Below are 20516 nucleotides of genomic sequence, written 5' to 3' on the forward strand. Positions count from 1 at the left end.
ACTGATGGGCGCCGGCAAGACGACGATCGGCCGCCTGCTGGCGCGCAAGCTGGGCCTGCGTTTCGTGGATTCCGACCACGAGATCGAGGCGCGCACCGGCGCCACCATCCCGTGGATCTTCGAGATCGAGGGCGAGCCGAGCTTTCGCCGCCGTGAAGCGGAAGTGATCCGCGACCTGTGCGGCCAGCAGGGCATCATCCTGGCCACCGGCGGCGGCGCGATTCTGAATCCGGAGTCGCGCGCGCTGCTGCGCGAACGGGGCACGGTCGTCTACCTGCGTGCCAGCGTGCCGGCCATCCTGTCCCGCACCAGCCACGACAAGAACCGCCCGCTGCTGCAGACGGCCGACCCGCGCGGCAAGCTCGAAGCGCTGCTGGGCGAGCGCGAACCGCTGTACCTGGAGATGGCGCATCTCGTCGTCGATACGGGGCGTCCTAACGTACAATCGATGGTCCAGATCATCATCAACCAGCTGGACGCGCTGGCCTGCCAGGCGGCGCCGAACTGTACCACCCATGCGGAACCCTCGATGAACGAACAAACCAATATCCTGCTGAACGTGGAGCTGGGCGAGCGCAGCTATCCGATCTCGATCGGCCCGGCCGTGCTGGACGATCCGGCGCTGCTGGCGCGCCACGTGGGCGGCCGCAAGGTGGCGATCGTCACCAATACCACGGTCGCGCCGCTGTACCTGGAACGCGTGCAGGCGCCGCTGGTCGCCGCCGGCAAGGAAGTCATCACCGTCGTGCTGGAAGACGGCGAGGAGTTCAAGAACTGGTCCAGCCTGATGCAGATCTTCGATGCGCTGCTGGCCAACAAGTGCGACCGCAAGACCACGCTGGTGGCGCTGGGCGGCGGCGTGATCGGCGACCTGACGGGCTACGCGGCCGCATCGTACATGCGCGGCGTGGACTTCATCCAGGTGCCCACCACCCTGCTGTCGCAGGTCGACTCGTCCGTCGGCGGCAAGACGGGCATCAACCACCCGCTGGGCAAGAACATGATCGGCGCGTTCTACCAGCCGAAGGTGGTGCTGGCCGATACGTCCACCCTGCAGACGCTGCCGCAGCGCGAACTGGCGGCCGGCATCGCCGAGGTGATCAAGTACGGACCCATCATCGACGAAGCGTTCTTCGCATGGACCGAAGCGAACATCGGCAAGCTGGTCGCGCGCGACAAGGTGGCGCTGGCCTACGCGATCGCCCGTTCCTGCGAGATCAAGGCCGATGTGGTGCGCCAGGACGAGCGCGAAGGCGGCCTGCGCGCCATCCTGAATTTCGGCCACACGTTCGGCCACGCCATCGAGGCGGGCATGGGCTACGGCGCCTGGCTGCACGGCGAGGCAGTGGGCTGCGGCATGGTGATGGCGGCCGACCTGTCGCACCGCCTCGGCTACATCGATGCGTCCACGCTGGAGCGCATCCGCAATGTCGTCGCGGCGGCCGGGCTGCCCGTCAAGGCGCCGGACCTGGGCACCGACCGCTGGCTCGAGCTGATGGAGGTGGACAAGAAGAACGAAGGCGGCGCCATCAAGTTCATCCTCGTCAAGCCGCTCGGCACGGCGGTCGTGACGACGGCGCCGCACGAGGCGCTGCTGGCCACGCTGGCCGCCTGCACGGAGTAAGCCATGGAAGAAACGCTCGCGCCCTATGCGGCCCATTCCGACGCGGGGCGTGGCCGCCGCGTCGCCGAGACGCCGCACGCATCGCGCAGCCAGTTCCAGCGCGACCGCGACCGCATCATCCACAGCACGGCGTTCCGCCGGCTCGAATACAAGACCCAGGTGTTCCTGAACCACGAGGGCGACCTGTTCCGCACCCGGCTGACGCACAGCCTGGAAGTGGCGCAGGTGGGCCGTTCGCTGGCGCGCAACCTGCGTTTGAACGAGGACCTGGTGGAAGCGATCGCGCTGGCCCACGACCTGGGCCACACGCCGTTCGGCCATGTGGGCCAGGATGTGCTGAACGAATGCATGGCGGACCACGGCGGCTTCGAGCACAACCTGCAGAGCCTGCGCGTGGTCGACCACCTTGAGGAGCAGTACGGGTCTTTCGATGGCCTGAACCTGATGTTCGAAACGCGCGAAGGCATCCTGAAGCACTGCTCCGTCACCAATGCCCGGCTGCTGGGCGACGTGGCGCAGCGCTTCCTCGACAGGACGCAGCCGTCGCTGGAAGCGCAGCTGACCAACCTGGCCGATGAAATCGCCTACAACAGCCACGACATCGACGACGGCCTGCGCTCCGGCCTGATCACCATCGCGCAACTGGAGCAGGTGGATTTCTTCGGCCGCCTGTGGCGCGACGTGCAGGCCACCTTTCCCGGCCTGACGGGCCGCCGCGCCATCTACGAAACGCTGCGCCGCCTGATCACGGCGCTGGCGGACGACCTGATCGTCACGTCGCAGGCGCGCATCCTCGATGCCAACCCGCAGAGCATCGACGACGTGCGCGCCGCGCCGCCGCTGATCCGGTTCTCGGACCCGCTGCGCAAGGATGCGACGGAACTGAAGCGCTTCCTGCGCGAGAACCTGTACCGCCACTACAAGGTCAACCGCATGCGCCTGAAGGCCAGCCGCATGCTGCGCGAGCTGTACGACGCGTTCACGGCCGACCCGCAGCTGCTGCCGCCGGATTACCGCGATCCGGACGGCGATGGAACGAAGCAGGCACGCCGCATTGCCGACTACATCGCCGGCATGACGGACCGCTATGCGATCCAGGTACACAGCCGCCTGTTTTCCCTCGAAGAACTGTGAGTGCGCGCAAGCCCGGCCAGTGATTCGCTTGACCTTTGCCGCCGCTTGGACAAGGCTGATGAAGGCAAGGAGGAGCGATCATGAGCGAGGAATGCACCATGGAAGAACAGTCCGAAGTTTCCCATCACCACGGCCAGCCGAACGGCAACGAACGCCGGCTGGCCGCCGTCGAGCGCGATGTGGCGGTGATCCGTTCGAACTACGCCACGCGCGAGGATGTGGTGCGGTTCGAATCGAAAGTGCAGGACCGCCTGTCCGGCATCGCCAGCCACGTCAACGAAATGGAAAACCGCCTGGTACGCTGGATCTTCGGCACCTTCGTCGCGCTGGCCGCCGTGGCCTTCACGGCCGGCAAGTTCATGTAGTTCAGCTGATGTCGTCCAGCGCATGCAGTTCGGCGCATGCAGTTCGCGCATGCAGATCAGTTCACGCAGATCAGTTCATGCAGATGAGTTCACGCAGATGAGTTCAGGCAGATGAGTTCAGGCAGGCGGAACCTTCCTGCCTTTCAGAACATCCTGCCCTGCGCAGCCGTCCCCAGCAATTCCACCAGCAGTTTCTTCACCGGCGCCGGCAGCGCCGCCTCGCCGATCTTGCCCACCTCCAGCCAGACGTAGCGCCCGTCCGCCGCCAGCGGTGCGCGCTGCGCCAGCCTGACGAGAAGCGGCACGATCTGCAGCCGGTAATGGGTAAAGCCGTGAACCACCACATTGAGCCGCTCGCGCGACTCCGCCACGCCGAACGGCAGCAGCGCGCGTCCCACGCCTTCCTCGTCCACCTGCGGATATGCGCCATCGTCCGCAGCCACATGGCCGGCCACTTCCGGCAGCGACAGCAGGCCGCCCCAGATGCCTGCACCGGGCCGCTGCTCCAGCAGCACCTGGCCTTCGTGCACCACCAGCAGCATCGTCGCGTGCTTTTCCGGCGTGGCCTTCTTCGGCTTGCGGACCGGCAGTTCGGCGACGCGGCCCGTCGCATATGCCACGCAGCGCGACTGCATCGGGCAGCGCGGGCAGTCCGGGCTGCTGCGCGTGCACAGCGTGGCGCCCAGGTCCATCAGGCCCTGCGTGTACGACTCGATGTCCGCCTCCGGCAGCAGCGCTTCGGCACGCCGCCACATCGCTTCCTCGGTGCGGCGCTCGCCGGGGAAGGTATCGATGCCGAACACGCGGGCAAACACGCGCTTCACGTTGCCGTCCATGATCGCGGCGCGCGTGCCGTAGGAGAAGGCGGTGATGGCCGCCGCCGTCGAGCGGCCGATGCCGGGCAGGTCGGCCAGCAGTGCCGGGTCGGCCGGGAACACGCCGCCGTATTCGGCCACCACGCGCTGTGCGCACTTGTGCAGGTTGCGGGCGCGCGTGTAGTAACCGAGGCCGCTCCACTGCGCCATCACGTCTTCCACCGGCGCCGCGGCCAGGTCGGCCACGGTGGGGAAGCGCTCCAGGAAGCGCGCGTAGTAGGCCAGCACCGCGGCCACCTGCGTCTGCTGCAGCATGATCTCGGAAAGCCAGACGCGGTAGGCGTCGCGGGTGTTCTGCCAAGGCAGCGTGTGCCGGCCGTGCTGCTTCTGCCAGGCGATCAGCGCCGCGGAAAAGGTGGGGTCTGCGTAGGTCGTCAACTCGGTGTGCTGCAAGGTGTTCTTTCTAGGCTGCGGCCGCGAAGTCCGTGTGGATCGCATGGCCGATGGCGTCCGCCAGCGCGGACAGCCGTTGTTTCTGTTGTTCCAGCGCCGCCCCCGAGGCCTCGAACGCGTCGATCTTCTGTTCCAGCGTGTCGGTGGCTTCGTGGATGCGCGCGATCGAGGTCTGGCGGTGCTTGAGCTGCTCGCGGTACTGCCGGATCTGGCTTTCCAGCGGCGCCATGACGACCTTCAGCCAGCCTTCCGTTTCCGCGTTGGCCGCCTTGAAGCAGCGCTTGACCTGCGAGGCGATGGTGTCGAAGAAGCGCTCCATCAGTACCACGCGGCTGGTGGTGAGCAGGGTGGCCGTGCCGAACTGCTTCTGGTAGATGGCTTCCACGCCGGCGATCTCGGCGCGGTACTTGGCCAGCGCGAAGGTGGGCGGCAGCGTGATGGCCAGGCCGTGTTCGGCCGAGAAGCGGCGGTACATCGCATCCATCATGCCGTGGATCTCGGCGATCTTGCGGTCCGATTCCTCCAGCTCGGCCTGCACGCTGGCGAAGAACACGCGCACCGCGTCGCGCAGGCCGCTGGAGAAGTGGCTGCGCGCCATCGCGCCCCGTACCTGCAGCACGTGGTCGCGCAGCACGTCCATGCCCAGGGTGCCGTACAGCTCCGTGGACAGGCGCGTGAACACGGCACGCGTCGCCTGCAGGCGGAACAGGCTCGCATCGAATTCCTTTTTCTCGCCTTCGACGCGGCGCGCCATGTGGGCGATCACATTGCGGTTCTTGCCGCGCAGGCTTTTCAGCTCGTGCAGCTGCTCGACGATGCCGCGCAGGCGGGCCGCCAGCATGGCCTGCTGTGCGCCGTCCAGCGCCTGCAGGTCCTCGGACAACCGCTTGCGCACGATGTCCATCTTTGCGGGAATCAGCTCGCCGAACAGCGCCCGTTCCAGTGCGCCGATGCGGCTGCGCTCCAGCAGGTCCGCGTCGTGCGTGATCTTCGCCAGCAGCGCCTTGTGCGCCGAGACGGGGAACACCTGCCGCTCGGCCACGCCCAGCAGCTGCGCCGCGTGCACCTGCTGGCGCGCGATCTCGGCATCGACTTCGGCGGCCGGGCGCAACGCATCCCACATGCCGTCGATCTTGTTCAGCACCACCATGCGGCCGGCCCCGGCGCCGATGTGCTCGCGCCACACCTCGATATCGCTTTTCGTCACGCCCGTGTCGGCGGCCAGGATGAACAGCACCGCATGTGCATGCGGGATCAGGTTCAGCGTCAGCTCCGGCTCCGTGCCGATCGCGTTCAGGCCCGGCGTATCGAGGATCACGAGGCCCTGCTCCAGCAGCGGATGGGGGAAATTGATGATGGCGTGGCGCCAGCGCGAGATCTCCACCATGCCGTCCGCCGTGACGGTACCGGCCAGGTCCGGGTCCTCCGGGTCATACAGGCCGTAGCGGCGCGCCTCGTCGACCGTGGCCTGCCGCGTTTCGCTCACCTGGCGGAACACGTCGTGCATCGCGCCGGCCGAGGTCACGTCCAGCGGCAGCACGGTCCAGGCGCGCGGGTCGTCACGGTAGTCGCTGGTGGAGAGGTTGGCGGCGCGCGTCTCGATCGGCAGCAGGCGGATCGACGGGGGCCGGGCGGGATCGTACAGCAGCTCCGTCGGGCACATCGTGGTGCGGCCTGCGGCGGAGGGCAGGATGCGCTGGCCATAGCCGGCAAAGAAGATCGCGTTGATCAGTTCCGACTTCCCGCGCGAGAACTCGGCCACGAAGGCCACCGACAGCTTGTCGTCCGCCAGCCGGGCCAGCGTGCGGTCGATGCGCTGCGCCGTGGCCGCGTCCAGCAGGCCGGCCGCATCGACACCGCCGCGGTAGTTGCGCAGGGCCGCCGCCACGCCCTGGCGCCACGTGCTGTACTGTTCGAGATCCCTGACCATATCGGCTGCGCCTTATTTCTGGCAATTCACACAGTAGAAGGTGGACCGCTGTCCCTGCTTGATCTGCCGGACCGGCGCGCCGCACACGCGGCACGGCAGGCCGCCGCGGTTGTACACGAAATACGAATTCTGGAAGTAGCCCGACTGGCCGTTGACGGCGATGAAGTCGCGCAGCGTGCTGCCGCCCTGGACGATGGCTTCGGCCAGCACGTCGCGGATCGCCTGCGCCAGCTTGTCGTAGCGCGCGCGGCTGACGCGGCCGGCCGGCGTCTTCGGATTGATCCCGGCGCGGAACAGGCTTTCCGAACAGTAGATATTGCCCACGCCGACGACGATGTCGCCCGCCAGCAGGGCCTGTTTCACGGCGACGGAGCGCCCGCGCGTCTTCCTGAACAGCAGCTCGCCCGTGAATTCCGGCCCCAGCGGCTCCACACCCAGCCCGCGCAGCAGCAGGTGCGCATCCAGTTCGCCTTCCTCCTTCGGGTGCCACAGCACGGCGCCGAAGCGGCGCGGGTCCGTCATCCGCAGGATCTGTCGTCCATTCGGCTGCCCCTGCGGCCCATCGACCACCAGGTCGAAGTGATCGTGCTTCTGCACCGGCGTATCGGGCGGCAGCACGCGCAGGTGGCCGCTCATGCCCAGGTGGATGATTAGCGTGCCGTGCTCGAACTCCACCAGCAGGTACTTGCCGCGCCGGCCCGTGGTGACCACCGTGCGGCCGGCCAGGATGTCCGGCAGCAGCGCGGGGAACGGCCAGCGCAGGCCGGCGCGGCGCAGCACCACCTCGCGCACCGCGCGGCCTTCCAGATGGGGCGCGACACCGCGCCGGGTAACTTCGACTTCCGGTAGTTCTGGCATAGGACGAATCGGGATAAACGGGGGCACCGGCGATGCCGTGAAACCATACTTCGTTACACCTGCAAACCTGCGCAGGCGATGGGTTGGGCGTAGAATCGGGGTTTCACCACTCGGATGCATCCCTTGAAAAACGCACTCGCCATTGTAACCCTGACGGCCCTGCTGTCCGCGTGCGCTGTCGCGCCACACCACCAGTCACCGGCCGGGCAGGGCGACGGGATGGCGTCCGGTGCGGGAGAGGGCAAGGCGGGCGCCGATTCGATCGCCGCCGCCCTGCCTAAGGAAGACAAGCTGCCGGCGGTGGAACTGACGAGCGACCTGTTCTACAAGCTGACCAAGGCCGAGCTGGACTTCAAGAGCGGCCAGTGGCAGAGCGCCTACGTGTCGATGATGGTGCTGGCGCAGCAGACCCGCGATCCCCGCCTGGCGCGCCGTTCCGCCGAAATGGCGCTGGCCGCCAAGCAGGGCAACGAGGCCCTGGCCGCCATCCGCCTGTGGCGCGAGCTGGCCCCCGAGTCGGACGAAGCGGTGCAGTACTTCCTCGGCTTCGCCGTGCTGGGCGACGACCTGACCGAATCGGAAGCCATCTTCGTGCAGCGCCTGGGGGCGGCGCCGGTGCCGGCCCGTGGCCTGGTGATGTTCCAGATGCAGCAGTACCTGCTGCGCGCCAAGGACAAGACGGCCGCGCTGGCCCTGATGGACCGCGTGCTGAAACCCTATGCGGACATGATGGAAAGCCACCTGGTGCTGGCGCAGGGCGCGTATGCCGCCGAGGACCGCGAGCGCGCGATGCGCGAGGCGAAACGCGCGCTGGAACTCAAGCCAACTTCCGAACTGGCCGCGCTGACGATGGCGCAGGTGATGGGCGACGCGGATGCGGCCGGCCAGCTGTTCGCCAGCTTCCTGAAAGCGAACCCGCAGGCCCGCGAAGTGCGCGCCGCCTATGCCCGCCTGCTGGTGGAGCAGAAGCGCTACGACCAGGCGCGCGCCCAGTTCCAGGCGATGCTGAAGGACCAGCCGGACAATCCTGGCACGCTGTACGCGCTGGGCATCATGTCCCTGCAGGCCGGCGATCCCGCTGCGGCCGAAGCCCATTTCCGCCGCTTCGTCGAGGTGCTGGAGGCCAGCACGGAGGGAGAGCGCGATCCGTCGAAAGGGCTGGTGCTGCTGGCCCAGATCGCCGAGGAGCGGGGCGACTTCGATGGCGCGCTGGCCTGGCTGGACAAGGTGAGCAGCGACGACGAGCGCCTGTACCTGACCTCGCGCCTGAAGCGCGCCTACCTGACGGCGAAGAAGGGCGACCTGGAGCGGGCCCGCACGATGCTGCGCGAGATCGCGGCCGTCGATCCGGCCGAACAGGCGGAGGTGGCGCAGACCGAGGGGCAGCTGCTGCGCGACGCCGGCCGCGGCGAAGAAGCCTACCAGCTGCTGGCCGATGCCGTGCAGCGCTTCCCGGAAAGCCCGGACCTGCTGTACGACTTCGCGCTGGCCGCGGAAAAGCAGGGCAAGCCGGACGAGATGGAAACCGCGCTGCGCAAGGTGATGGCGGCCGTGCCGGAAAACCACCACGCCTACAACGCGCTGGGCTACTCGCTGGCCGACCGCGGCGTGCGTCTCGACGAAGCGCAGGCGCTGATCGGCAAGGCGCTGCAGATGGCGCCGGGCGATCCGTACATCATGGATTCGATGGGCTGGGTGCAGTTCCGGCAGGGCAAACTGAAGGAAGCGGAAACCATCCTGCGCCAGGCCTACGCGCTGCGCAGCGATGCGGAGATCGCCGTGCACCTGGGCGAAGTGCTGTGGCAGCAGGGCCGGCGCGACGAAGCCCAGAAGCTGTGGCGCGAAGCCCGCACCAAGGACCCGAAGAACGACGCGCTGCGCGACACGCTGGCGCGCCTGAACACCAGCCTGTAGAAAATGGGGACAGACCCCATTTTTCAGGAAATTTTTTTGACAGGGACGGACCCTGTTTCCAGGACCCGCTTCATACCACTCACAACAAGGACCGCATGATCAAGGCCCGCGCATTCCGCTTACCGGTATTCCACGTACCCTTCCTTGCCGCCGTGCTGCTGGCCGGCTGCGCTACCGTCCCGTCCACCCCGCCTTCCTCTGCACCCGTGGCAGCCTATGCCGACAGCCTGCAGCTGGAAGGCCGCCTGTCCGTCAACTATGTCCGCGCCGGCAAGCAGGAATCCATCTCCGGCAAGTTCGCCTGGCGCCAGGATGCCACCCGCACCGATGTCACGCTGTCGTCGCCCCTCGGCCAGGCGATCGCCACGATCGCCGTCACGCCAGGCCAGGCCGTGCTGAAGGAAGGGAACAATCCGCCCCGCACGGCGCCGGACGTGGATGCGCTGTCCACCCAGGTGCTGGGCTGGCCGCTGCCGGTGTCCGGCCTGCGCGACTGGCTGCAGGGCTATGCGGTGGCGGAAAACGGCCAGCGCGTGGCCGCCAGCCCGGCGCGGAACACGCTCACCACGCGCGATGGCTGGCAGCTGGAATTCGTGTCGTGGCAGGACGGTGCCACGCCGAAGCCGCGCCGCATCGATGCGCGCCGCGGTGCCGGCGGCGACATCGAGGACATCGCGATCCGCATCGTCATCGACGATTCCGCCGCGAAGTAATCATGGACACTCTGAAGAACTGCCCCGCGCCGGCCAAGCTGAACCTGTTCCTGCACGTGACGGGCCGCCGCGCCGATGGCTACCACCTGCTGCAGACGGCGTTCCAGCTGATCGACCGCGCCGACACGCTCGATTTCACTTTGCGCGAGGACGACGCCATCCGCCGCGTGACGGCGGTGCCGGGCGTGCCGGAGGAGGGCGACCTGATCATCCGGGCCGCGCGCCTGCTGCAGCAGGAAGTGCTGCGCCGCACGGGCGCGCTGCCGCCGGGCGTCGACATCGCCATCCACAAGCTCCTGCCGATGGGCGGCGGTCTCGGTGGCGGCTCGTCCGATGCCGCCACCACGCTGATGGCGCTGAACGCCTTGTGGAAGGCGGGCCTGTCGAAAGACGAGCTGATGGCACTGGGCCTGCCGCTGGGCGCCGACATCCCGTTCTTCATTTTCGGCGCAACGGCGTTCGCGGAAGGCGTGGGCGAGGCGCTGCAGCCGGTCGCCGTGCCGGACGCCTGGTATGTCGTCATCGAACCGGGCGTGCAGGTGCCCACGGCCAGCATTTTTACATCGGACCATTTGACAAGGAACACGCCCGCCGTCATAATGGCGGACTTTTCCGGGCACTATGCCGAGCAGGGCAGTACGCTGCGGCAGTTTGGAAAGAACGATTTGCAACAGGTGGCCACCCGCCTGTTCCCGCCGGTAGCACAGGCGGTCGAATGGCTGGGGGCTTACGGCGATGCCAGGATGACTGGCTCCGGTGCATGCGTGTTCTGCGCGTTCCATAGCGAAGAACAAGCCGACGCGGTACTCGAATCCTTCAATGCCCAGGCATTGAGTGCTACAGTACCTTCTACCTGGAAGGGGTGGAAAGCGAAAGCCCTGCAAGAGCATCCGCTGGGTGTGGTTATTCCACTCTGAAAGTTGCGAAGCGTAAAAAGATTTGGCGTAACGTTGGTTTGCTAGTATAATGCTCGCCATCTGACGGAACGCAGTCAGTCAAGTGTAGGGGAATCGCCAAGCTGGTTAAGGCACCGGATTTTGATTCCGGCATACCAAGGTTCGAATCCTTGTTCCCCTGCCACCAATTTCCTCGGTCTGTCGATGCGCAGGCATCCAGCCGAGAAAAACAAAAAATGCCCCTGCCGAGCCGGGGCTTTTTTATTCCGGCGTTTTATTCACACACTGGCTTCATGCCGGTGGTATTTCAGAGCTTACCTTCCTGGGACTCCCATGGCTTACGAAAACCTGATGGTTTTTACCGGCAACGCTAATCCGGCGTTGGCAGAAGGGGTCGCGAAAAATCTCGGCATCCCTCTCGGCAAAGCGGTCGTTTCGAAGTTCTCCGACGGCGAAGTAATGGTCGAGATCAACGAGAACGTCCGCGGCAAGGACGTCTTCGTACTGCAATCGACCTGCGCGCCCACCAACGACAGCCTGATGGAACTGATCCTGATGGTCGATGCGCTGAAACGCGCCTCCGCTGGCCGGATCACCGCCGCCATCCCGTATTTCGGTTATGCCCGCCAGGATCGCCGTCCGCGTTCCGCCCGCGTGGCCATCTCCGCCAAGGTCGTCGCCAACATGCTGGAAAGCGCCGGTGTCGAGCGCGTCCTGATCATGGACCTGCACGCCGACCAGATCCAGGGCTTCTTCGATATCCCGGTCGACAATATCTACGCTTCGCCGATCCTGCTGGGCGACCTGCAGAAGAAGGATCACCAGGACCTGCTGGTGGTCTCGCCGGACGTGGGCGGCGTGGTCCGCGCCCGCGCGCTGGCCAAGCGCCTCGGCTGCGACCTGGCGATCATCGACAAGCGCCGTCCGAAAGCCAATGTCTCCGAAGTGATGAACATCATCGGCGACGTGGAAGGCCGCAACTGCGTGATCATGGACGACATGGTCGATACCGCCGGCACGCTGGTGAAAGCCGCCGAAGTGCTGAAGGAACGGGGCGCCAAGAAAGTCATCGCGTATTGCACGCACCCCGTGCTGTCCGGCCCGGCCATCGACCGCATCACCAATTCGTCGCTGGACGAACTGGTGGTGACGGACACGATCCCGCTGTCCGAAGCCGGCAAGGCCTGCGGCAAGATCCGTCAGCTGACCTGTGCACCGCTGCTGGCCGAGACGTTCAAGCGCATCATCAAGGGCGATTCCGTGATCTCCCTGTTCGTGGACTAAGCAGCCACGACGTACCGAATCACAGGCGGCGCGACCGGATTTCTGGCGCGCCGCCAAAGTTTTTTCCGGGGGCAGCACAGCGCCGCCGGTTTCCGAGGATTCCTGGTCGCGGGAAGCCTCTTAACATGGGATGCGAATCCCAGCTCTTTTGGAGTATCAAATGAAAGTTGTTGCATTCAAACGCGAACTGCAGGGCACGGGTGCGAGCCGCCGCCTGCGTATTTCCGGCCAGACCCCTGGCATCATCTACGGTGGCGCCGAAGCCCCGGTGACGATCTCCCTGGACCACAACGCGCTGTACCACGCGCTGAAAAAAGAAGCGTTCCACGGCTCCGTGCTGGATCTGGAACTCGACGGCAAGGTACAGAAAGTCCTGCTGCGCGACTTCCAGGTGCACGCATACAAGCAACTGGTGCTGCACGCTGACTTCCAGCGCGTCGACGCGAACCAGCCAGTGCACGTCAAGGTGGCACTGCACTTCGAAAACGCCGACGTGTCGCCAGCCGTCAAGCTGCACGGCGCAACGATCAGCCACGTGCTGAACGAAATCGAGATCTCCTGCCTGCCAGGCCAGCTGCCGGAATTCATCACCGTCGACCTGACGAACATGGATGTTGGCACCTCGCTGCACGCATCGGCCCTGACGCTGCCGGAAGGCGTGACGATCGTGACCCACGGTTCCGATCTGACGATCGCTACCGCATCGATCCCGGCCGGCCAGGTGGCTGCCGAAGCCGCCGCAACGACCGAAGAGAAGAAGTAATCTTCCCTTCGCCGTGATGAAAAAACCCGCTTCGGCGGGTTTTTTTTCGCGCGTAGAATCGTCGATGGACCTTGTCGGGAGATTGCCATGGCCATCGACTGGATACACTTCACGCCGCTCGCTGCACTGGCGGGCGGCCTCCTCATCGGGCTGGGCGCGGCGCTGCTGCTCCTGTGCGACGGCCGCATTGCCGGCGTCAGCGGCATCCTGGGCGGCCTGCTGCGCGCCGCACCGGGCGAGCGCATCTGGCGGCTCGCCTTCCTTGGCGGCCTGCTGCTGGCCGCGCCCCTGTGGCGGCTGTTCACGCCGCTGCCGGCCGCGCTCCCGGTGGCCGATGGCGTGCTGCTCGTCGCGGCGGGGCTGCTGGTCGGCGTCGGCACCCGTGTCGGCAGCGGCTGCACCAGCGGCCACGGCGTGTGCGGCATCGCCCGCGCGTCGCCCAGGTCCATGACGGCCACCGCGCTGTTCGTCGCGGCCGGCGTCGCCACCGTCTTCCTCATCCGGCATGGAGGCTGACATGAACCACTGCATTGCACTGCTGGCCGGCCTGCTGTTCGGCATCGGCCTGATCCTGTCCGGCATGACGAACCCGGCGAAGGTGGCGGCGTTCCTCGACGTGGCCGGCGCCTGGGATCCGTCGCTGCTGCTGGTGATGGCGGGCGCGATCGGGGTGGCCACGCCCGCCTTTCGATGGGCCGCGCGCCACGAACGGACGTGGACGGGCGCGCCCATCCGCCTGCCGCCGGCGCGCCGCATGGATCCGCCGCTGGTATTCGGCAGTCTCGCCTTCGGCATCGGCTGGGGCATCTCCGGCTACTGTCCCGGCCCCGTGCTGGCGTCGCTGACGATCGGCGGTGCCGGGCCATGGATCTTCGTCGCCGCGATGGTGGCGGGCATGAGTGTCTTCGAACTGGTGGAATGGTGGCGGCGCGCTTTTGTTTCGCGTGAAAGTCCGGGATAATCCGCGTCTTTACATGCAGACTGTACAGCGCCCCATGACCATCCGCCTGATCGTCGGCCTCGGCAACCCCGGGGCCGAGTACGAGCAAACCCGCCACAACGCCGGCTTCTGGCTGGTGGACAACCTCGCCGGCGGCCGCCTGCAGCGCGAAACCCGCTTCAACGCGCTGGCCGCGAAGACGTCGATCGGCGGCAGCGAAGTGTGGCTGCTGGAACCGCAGACCTACATGAACCGCTCCGGGCAGTCGGTCGGCGGCCTGGCGCGCTTCTTCAAGATCAATCCGGACGAGATCCTGGTCGTGCACGACGAGCTGGACCTGCCGCCCGGCGTGGCCAAGCTGAAGAAGGGCGGTTCGTCCGGCGGCCATAACGGCCTGAAGGACATCACGGCGGCGCTGGGCACGCAGGACTACTGGCGCCTGCGCATCGGCATCGGCCACCCGCGCACGCTGAACCTGGCGCAGAACGTGGCCGACTTCGTGCTGCACCGCGCGCGCCGCGAGGAGCAGCTGCTGATCGACGAGGCCATCGAGAAAAGCCTCAAGATCATCCCCCTCGCGGTGGCCGGCAAGATGGCTGACGCAACGATGCAACTGCACACGAATTAAGCCCGTCCGGCTTGCCGCGGGACCCGCCGGACGGACCGGCACGGGCCCCGGCGCGCTATAATGGCAGACATTTTCCGCAACGGGCAGGGACCTTCTCCGGCGGGCGTAATCATTCAACAAGGAATTCCATGAGTCTCAAATGCGGCATCGTCGGCCTGCCGAACGTCGGCAAATCCACCCTGTTCAACGCGCTGACCAAGGCCGGCATCCCGGCCGAGAACTACCCGTTCTGCACGATCGAACCGAACGTCGGCGTCGTCGAGGTGCCGGATCCGCGCCTGAAGCAGCTGTCCGAGATCGTCAAGCCGGAGCGTATCGTCAATGCGATCGTCGAGTTCGTCGACATCGCGGGCCTGGTGGCCGGCGCCTCGCAGGGTGAGGGCCTGGGCAACCAGTTCCTGGCCCACATCCGCGAAACGGATGCGATCGTCAACGTGGTGCGCTGCTTCGAAGACGACAACGTGATCCACGTGGCCGGCAAGGTCAGCCCGCTGGACGACATCGCCGTGATCCAGACCGAGCTGGCGCTGGCCGACATGGGCACCGTCGAGAAAGCCATCCACCGCGAGAACAAGAAGGCCCGTTCCGGCGACAAGGATGCCGTCAAGCTGGTGGCCGTGCTGGAGCGCGTGCTGCCGGCGCTGAACGACGCCAAGCCGGTGCGTGCACTGGGCCTCTCGTCGGACGAAATGGAACTGATCAAGCCCCTGTGCCTGATCACGGCGAAGCCGGCGATGTACGTGGCCAACGTGTCCGACACGGGCTTCACCAACAACCCGCTGCTGGACCAGCTGACCGCCTACGCGGCCGAGCAGAATGCGCCGATCGTGGCCATCTGCGCCGCCATCGAAGCGGAAATCGCCGACCTGGACGACGCCGACAAGACGGAATTCCTGGCCGACATGGGCATGGACGAGCCGGGCCTGGACCGCCTGATCCGCGCCGCCTTCAAGCTGCTGGGCCTGCAGACCTACTTCACGGCCGGCGTGAAGGAAGTGCGCGCCTGGACCATCCACATCGGCGACACGGGCCCGCAGGCGGCCGGCGTGATCCACACCGACTTCGAACGGGGTTTCATCCGCGCCCAGACGATCGCCTTCGACGACTTCATCACCTACAAGGGCGAAGCGGGCGCGAAGGAAGCGGGCAAGATGCGCGCCGAGGGCAAGGAATATGTCGTCAAGGATGGCGATGTGCTGAACTTCCTGTTCAACGTCTGATCGATTTCGGGATCCGCTGGATCCCGCCCTCGTGCAAAAGCCCCGGTCTTCGCTGGACCGGGGCTTTTTCGCGTCCGGGAAATGCAATGCCCGTCACAGCCACTCGCGGGATTGTTGTCGAATGGTGTCGCCACGCTAGCGCAGCGCCGGGTATCCCAGCGCTGCCGCTTCCTGTTCCATCCGCCCGATCCGTGCATAGTCCGCGTCATCGCGGTGCACGAAACCCCTAATGCGCAAAGGCGCCAATGCCTCGCACAATGCCGGGCCAGGCGCCAGCAGCGCCGCGCGCAGGCACTGCACGACGGCTTCCGGCACGGCCTTGCTGGCGACCAGCGGCAGGCCGGGCGAGGCCGCAGTAAAGCCGAGCGTAACGACATCTTCGACGCTGGCGGGATCTTCCTCCTGCAAGTACGCGAACGTCACGCAGTCGATGGCTGCGATGTCCGCGGCACCCTCGCGCACCAGGCGCAGGCTGGCCGCATGGCTGCCGGACCATGTCACGTCAGCGAAGAAGCGGCCATCGCGGGCCAGCGGTGCGACGGCGTGGCGCAGCGCGTTCATGCCGCTGTTCGAGTGGACATCGTTGACGGCGGCGGCGCGGCCGCGCGCATCGGCCAAGGTGGCGATGCCGCTGCCGGTGCGCGCCACGATCACGCTTGAATAATCGCTACCCGCGCAGCCGGACACGTCGAAGCAGGGCGTGGCGAGCAGCGTCACATGCGAACGCAGCGCGGTGATGTAGGGATAGCCGCAGGTCTGCGACAACAGCAGGTCGGGTTCGCGCCAGATGTCCGGCAGCGCCGCATCGCGCACGATGTCGACAGGCTCGCCCACATCCGCCTGGACCAGCAGCGCCGCCAGGAACGTCTCGTACGCCAGCCGCAGGCGGGACGAGACGTTGTACATCGGCAGCGCAGCAAGCCAGGTCATCGCGTCACTCCGGCATGTGCGGGTGCACGGGCGCATCGACCGGGCGGAACGCGTGCCTGCGCAGCAGGTGGCCGTAGCCGTGCATGTGGAAGCCGCCGCTGCGCGCGTTGTAGTCGGCGCGGCGTGCGCGGTAGATGCGGGGCAGCAGGTACCACGGCAGCGAAGGCAGGTCGTGGTGCACCAGGTGCAGGTTATTGTTCAGGAACAGCAGGCGCAGCACGGGGCCGGCCTCGTTCAGCACGATGCGCTGCTTGTGCTCGGTGGCCGGGCGGTGCTCGCAATACGAACGGATCATCGTCAGCGATTGCGCCGGATACGAGATCGCCAGCAGGTACCACAGTGGCGGGATGCCGAAGCTGCGTTCGACCCACCACAGCAGCACCGCCAGCATGCCGAAGTGGCCGAGCCACATGGGCACGTTGCGCCAGTCGCCACGCAGCGGCTGGCGCACGGCCTCCACCAGCACGGTGGCGATCGAGATGGCCGGGCCCACCAGCATGCGGCCGATAAAGGTATTGTTGAACCAGTAGAGCTGGCGCAGCGGCCCGCTCATGCCCGCCCACGCTGCCGGCGACACGTAATAGCTTTCCGTGTCCAGCGCCGGCATCGTCAGGTGAAAATCGTTGTGGTGCTTCAGGTGGCTGTCGCGGTACAGGCGGTAGGGATACCAGACCGCCAGCGGCGCCCAGCCGAACAGCCGGTTGACCGCCGGCCAGCGGGTGGGGTGGCCGTGGATCAGCTCGTGCTGCAGCGACATGTACCAGGCACACCACCAGATCATCAGCAGCGTGGCGGCCGGCGTGCCCAGTTCATCCCAGTAGACCAGCGTGGCAACCCAGCCGCCATAGATCGCCGCGATCAGCAGCCAGGTCGGCCATTCGGCACGCCACACGGGCCGGGCACGTTCGGCCGCCACCTGGTGGCGCTGCGCGTCATCCAGGTATTCCGAGCGCCCCTTCGACAGGCGTGCGTCGCTCATCCGGCATCCGCGGGACAAGCGCGTCGCACGTGGCGAAAGGGCGCGTGCGGCATGTCAGAAACGCGCCTTCACGCGCAGGCCCACGGTACGGGGACGCACCATGTACAGCGTGTCGCCCGGCTGGATGGCGATGGTGTTCGGCGTGATGTCGCTCACCTTCGCGCCGTTCGTCAGGTTGGTGCCGAACAGGCCCACTTCGTAGCCGCCCGTGCGGTAGGTCAGCGTGGCATTGACCGTGTTCGACGACGGAATCTCGGCATAGCTGCCCTGTTCCCTGGCGAAGTTGGTGTACGCCTCGCCGCGGTGCGCATAGCTGGCCGACAGGCCGATTTCATCGTTGTTCGGCAGCGGAATGCTGTAGCTGGCGGTGGCGCTGGCGGCGAACTTCGGCGCATACGGCACGCGCGCGCCGGCCGGGATGTTCTGGGCGGCGATGCCCGTCTCCACGCGGTCGGTGGCGGTGGCGTGGTTCAGCGACGCGTTGATGCCGATCGATGCATGGCGCGTGATCTTGAACGCGCTTTCGATCTCCAGGCCTTCGCTGCGGATCTTGCCGGCGTTCTGCGTGAAGTAGTAGGTGCAGGGCAGGCGGTTGAACACCTGCACGTCGTCCCAGTCGATGCGGTAGGCGCTGGCGTTGAACGTCACGCGGCGGTTGAACAGCACGTTCTTCGAGCCGATTTCATAGTTCCACAGGCTGTCCGGCGCAAAGGTGGCCGGGGCATTGATGCCGCAGAAGTTGAACGGCACCGGCTGGTTGTTGCCGCCGTAGCGGAAGCCCTTGCCGGCCGATGCGTAGATCGTGTGGTCGTCGTCGATGCGGTAGGCCGCGGCGAAACGGGGATTGCTGCCGTGCGCGCTGGCGCTGCTGCTCGCCAGCGCGGGCACGCCGGTGGGCGATGCCGGAGTGGCGTTGGCCAGGTTGCCGAACAGGCCGGAGAACTTCAGGTCGAAGTCCTGCGTGCCGCGGAACAGGCGCAGGCCGGCCGTCAGGTCCAGCTTGTCCCACAGCGTGTAGGTGGCTTCGGCAAACACGGCCACCTGGCGCGAATCCACGTACTGGCGGCCGGAGAAGTAGTTGTCCGGCGTGGACGCCAGCTCGTTGACCTGCGAGTCATAGCCTGGGAAGTTGCGGGTGGCCGCGTAGCGCGCATCGAAGCCCGTCGTCGGCTGGTCCTGCAGCGTGTCGCGCGAACCCTTCTCGAAGAAGGCGCCGGCCGTCCACTTCAGCGGGCCACTGGCCTTCGACTGCAGGCGGAACTCCTGGGCGAAATCGGTGACCTTGTTGCCGATCGTGTAGGCCGACTGCATCAGCGGATCCTGGCCGCCGAAGATGAAGGCGGTGGCCGGATACTGGGCGGAGGTGACATACAGCGTGTCGCGGTGCAGGTAGGACGTGGACGAGATCAGCTTCGCCGTGCCCAGCTCGTAGTTGACGGTCACGTTATACAGCTGCAGCTTGTCGTTGCCCACTTCCGGCAGCAGCGCGATGGTGGTGTAGGGCGCCAGGCCGGCGTAGGCATCGTTGATGCCGCCCTTGATGTTCGAGGCGGTCGCGCTGGCGTCGATCAGCAGGTCCGGCGTGGCCTGCAGGCGCAGCGCGGCGCGGCCCTGGTTGGTCGACACGCCATTGGTGGTGCGGCCCGTGAGCTGGTTGCGGATGAAGCCCGAGTCCTTGCCCGTGTAGCCGGTCAGGCGCAACGCCAGCGTGTCGTCCTTGATCGGCACGTTCACGCTGCCGCGCAGGTTGTGGTTGTCGCCGCCGAAGCCGGAGGTGCGCGAGCCCACCGCCTCCACGGTGCCGAACAGGTCGTTGAATTCGGGCTTCTGCGTGATCTGGCGTACCGTGCCGGCCATCGAGCCGGCGCCGAACAGCGTGCCCTGCGGGCCCTGCAGCACCTCCACGCGTTCCAGGTCCAGCACCTTCAGGTCCGGGTTGGCGGATTTGAGCGTGACGGGCATCTCGTCGATGTACACCGCCACCAGCGACGCATCCTGCACCTCCGACGGCACGATGCCGCGCACCACCAGGCCGCGCATCGTGATGTTGTTGACACCCGTGGCCTGCTGCTGCACCGTCATCGCGGGCACCAGGTCGGCGATGTCGTTCAGGTTGCCCAGGCCGTACTTGCTGAGGCTTTCCGGCTTGATGACGGTGATCGCGGCCGGCACCTTCTGCACGTCGACGGCGCCGGTGCGGGTGGCGGTGACTTCCACGCGTTCGATCTGTTCGGATGTGTCGGTGGTTTGCGCGGCAGCTTGCGGGGCGGATTGCGGGACAGGGTCGGCGGCCATCGCCAGTGGCGCCGCGAACGCGCCGGCAACCAGCGCCGCCAGCGTGCGAAGCGCCAGGGGATGCTTGTTCATCAGTTTTCCTTGGATTGTTATCGGTGCGCGTCTTGCAGGGAGGCGAGATCGCCGCCGGCGCATGGTACGCGAGGCGGCTGCCGGATGGCGCCTGTCATGGACGAAGTATAGAGGGGCGGCCTTATGCTGAATACGAAGATTCGGTACTTTCCTTATGCGGAATCTGCGCGAGGTTTTGCATGGCCTGGGTGACGACAGTTACTGCTTGCCTTCCGACTCCCGGATTGCCTTCGCAAAACCGTCCATCAGCGCATTGGGCACGGCCAGCGACAGCTGGTAGTGCTCGATCAGGAAGCCCTGGCCGGTAATGCGCAGCACGCCGCTCGCCTGGCAGATGCCCATCTGCGTATCGAGCTGCTCGTCGAACCACGCATAGCGGCGGTCCGGCGCGAAGTAGACGTTGCGCTGGCGTGCCTTGAAGGCCCAGGCCTTGCCGCTGTCGAAGTATGGTTTCGCCCATGCCTTGAACTGGTCGCGCGTCCATACCTCGCTGCGGTCCGTGCCGATGTACACGCCCTGCGGCGCGATCTTGTCGAAGTAGGCCGGCCGCGTGTGTGCGGCATCGTCGTGCCAGCCGTCCAGGAAGGCATTCACCTGCCGGGTGAGCGCGGCAGTATCGGCGCCGCTCGGCTGCGCGTGGGTGGCGCCGCCAAGCAGCAGCGTGAACAGGGTAACGAGGACAGCCAGTGACTTCATGGGTTTT

The 20516-nt window shown here is 66.5% G+C and carries 19 protein-coding genes and 1 tRNA gene; 13 read left to right on the forward strand and 7 right to left on the reverse strand.

The features are described from left to right. Positions 1-4 precede the first annotated feature (4 nt). From aroKB to IP91_RS24940, 3 genes are all read left to right on the forward strand, one after another. Positions 5-1624 carry a bifunctional shikimate kinase/3-dehydroquinate synthase AroKB gene (aroKB, locus tag IP91_RS24930; protein ID WP_371860650.1) on the forward strand — a complete coding sequence of 540 codons (1620 nt, stop codon included), beginning with the start codon at positions 5-7 and terminating at the stop codon, positions 1622-1624. 3 nt (positions 1625-1627) lie between these two features. Beyond that, entirely contained in the window at positions 1628-2758 is a 1131-nt protein-coding gene (locus IP91_RS24935; RefSeq protein WP_145653133.1) for a deoxyguanosinetriphosphate triphosphohydrolase, read from the forward strand. 80 nt (positions 2759-2838) lie between these two features. Further along, a complete protein-coding gene (locus IP91_RS24940; RefSeq protein ID WP_145653135.1) occupies positions 2839-3123 on the forward strand; it encodes a hypothetical protein in 285 nt (94 codons plus the stop codon). Between the two features lie 143 nt (positions 3124-3266). Here the strand turns inward: IP91_RS24940 and mutY are convergent, their stop codons facing one another. The 3 genes from mutY to mutM are packed head-to-tail and all read right to left on the reverse strand — an operon-like array spanning position 3267 to position 7179. Next, a complete protein-coding gene (mutY, locus tag IP91_RS24945; protein ID WP_145653137.1) occupies positions 3267-4436 on the reverse strand; it encodes an A/G-specific adenine glycosylase in 1170 nt (389 codons plus the stop codon). Then, positions 4402-6321: a dynamin family protein gene (locus IP91_RS24950; protein WP_145653139.1), complete on the reverse strand. Its 1920-nt coding sequence runs from the start codon at positions 6319-6321 to the stop codon at positions 4402-4404. Before IP91_RS24950 ends, mutY begins: the two co-directional genes overlap by 35 nt. Positions 6322-6333: 12 nt before the next feature. Further along, positions 6334-7179 (reverse strand): bifunctional DNA-formamidopyrimidine glycosylase/DNA-(apurinic or apyrimidinic site) lyase, encoded by an 846-nt coding sequence (gene mutM, locus IP91_RS24955; protein WP_145653141.1) that lies wholly within the window; start codon positions 7177-7179, stop codon positions 6334-6336. Between the two features lie 114 nt (positions 7180-7293). On the opposite strand from mutM, the gene IP91_RS24960 reads away from it, so the two are divergent. The 10 genes from IP91_RS24960 to ychF all read left to right on the forward strand — a co-directional run bounded on the left by IP91_RS24960 (position 7294) and on the right by ychF (position 15537). Beyond that, the gene (locus IP91_RS24960; RefSeq protein ID WP_145653143.1) at positions 7294-9093 is read left to right on the forward strand and encodes a tetratricopeptide repeat protein; all 1800 of its coding nucleotides are present in this window, start codon (positions 7294-7296) and stop codon (positions 9091-9093) included. A 95-nt stretch (positions 9094-9188) separates the two neighbouring features. Further along, entirely contained in the window at positions 9189-9806 is a 618-nt protein-coding gene (locus IP91_RS24965; RefSeq protein WP_145653145.1) for an outer membrane lipoprotein LolB, read from the forward strand. 2 nt (positions 9807-9808) lie between these two features. Then, a complete protein-coding gene (ispE, locus tag IP91_RS24970) occupies positions 9809-10723 on the forward strand; it encodes a 4-(cytidine 5'-diphospho)-2-C-methyl-D-erythritol kinase (protein ID WP_145653147.1) in 915 nt (304 codons plus the stop codon). An 86-nt stretch (positions 10724-10809) separates the two neighbouring features. Continuing rightward, positions 10810-10886, forward strand: a tRNA-Gln gene (locus IP91_RS24975). A gap of 149 nt (positions 10887-11035) precedes the next feature. Continuing rightward, complete coding sequence (locus IP91_RS24980) at positions 11036-11986, forward strand: ribose-phosphate pyrophosphokinase (RefSeq protein WP_145653148.1); 951 nt, start codon at positions 11036-11038, stop codon at positions 11984-11986. A gap of 160 nt (positions 11987-12146) precedes the next feature. Further along, the gene (locus tag IP91_RS24985; RefSeq protein ID WP_145653150.1) at positions 12147-12749 is read left to right on the forward strand and encodes a 50S ribosomal protein L25/general stress protein Ctc; all 603 of its coding nucleotides are present in this window, start codon (positions 12147-12149) and stop codon (positions 12747-12749) included. An 87-nt stretch (positions 12750-12836) separates the two neighbouring features. Then, the gene (locus tag IP91_RS24990; protein ID WP_145653152.1) at positions 12837-13265 is read left to right on the forward strand and encodes a YeeE/YedE family protein; all 429 of its coding nucleotides are present in this window, start codon (positions 12837-12839) and stop codon (positions 13263-13265) included. A gap of 1 nt (position 13266) precedes the next feature. Further along, positions 13267-13710 carry a YeeE/YedE family protein gene (locus IP91_RS24995; RefSeq protein WP_145653154.1) on the forward strand — a complete coding sequence of 148 codons (444 nt, stop codon included), beginning with the start codon at positions 13267-13269 and terminating at the stop codon, positions 13708-13710. Between the two features lie 34 nt (positions 13711-13744). Continuing rightward, positions 13745-14317 carry an aminoacyl-tRNA hydrolase gene (gene pth / locus IP91_RS25000; protein WP_145653155.1) on the forward strand — a complete coding sequence of 191 codons (573 nt, stop codon included), beginning with the start codon at positions 13745-13747 and terminating at the stop codon, positions 14315-14317. A gap of 128 nt (positions 14318-14445) precedes the next feature. Beyond that, entirely contained in the window at positions 14446-15537 is a 1092-nt protein-coding gene (gene ychF / locus IP91_RS25005) for a redox-regulated ATPase YchF (protein ID WP_145653157.1), read from the forward strand. A 135-nt stretch (positions 15538-15672) separates the two neighbouring features. Here ychF and IP91_RS25010 read toward each other — a convergent pair whose 3' ends face one another. The 4 genes from IP91_RS25010 to IP91_RS25025 form a co-directional block, all read right to left on the reverse strand. Beyond that, positions 15673-16467, reverse strand: a complete 795-nt coding sequence (locus IP91_RS25010) for a phosphate/phosphite/phosphonate ABC transporter substrate-binding protein (protein ID WP_145653159.1) — start codon at positions 16465-16467, stop codon at positions 15673-15675. Between the two features lie 4 nt (positions 16468-16471). After that, positions 16472-17446 (reverse strand): fatty acid desaturase, encoded by a 975-nt coding sequence (locus tag IP91_RS25015; RefSeq protein ID WP_145653161.1) that lies wholly within the window; start codon positions 17444-17446, stop codon positions 16472-16474. A 54-nt stretch (positions 17447-17500) separates the two neighbouring features. Further along, positions 17501-19813: a TonB-dependent receptor gene (locus IP91_RS25020; protein WP_158643205.1), complete on the reverse strand. Its 2313-nt coding sequence runs from the start codon at positions 19811-19813 to the stop codon at positions 17501-17503. Positions 19814-20011: 198 nt separating this feature from the next. After that, on the reverse strand, positions 20012-20509 hold the full coding sequence (locus IP91_RS25025) for a nuclear transport factor 2 family protein (protein ID WP_145653166.1): 498 nt from the start codon (positions 20507-20509) through the stop codon (positions 20012-20014). Between the last annotated feature and the right edge of the window lie 7 nt (positions 20510-20516).

It is taken from the genome of Pseudoduganella lurida (assembly GCF_007830455.1).
GTDB lineage: Bacteria > Pseudomonadota > Gammaproteobacteria > Burkholderiales > Burkholderiaceae_D > Rugamonas > Rugamonas lurida.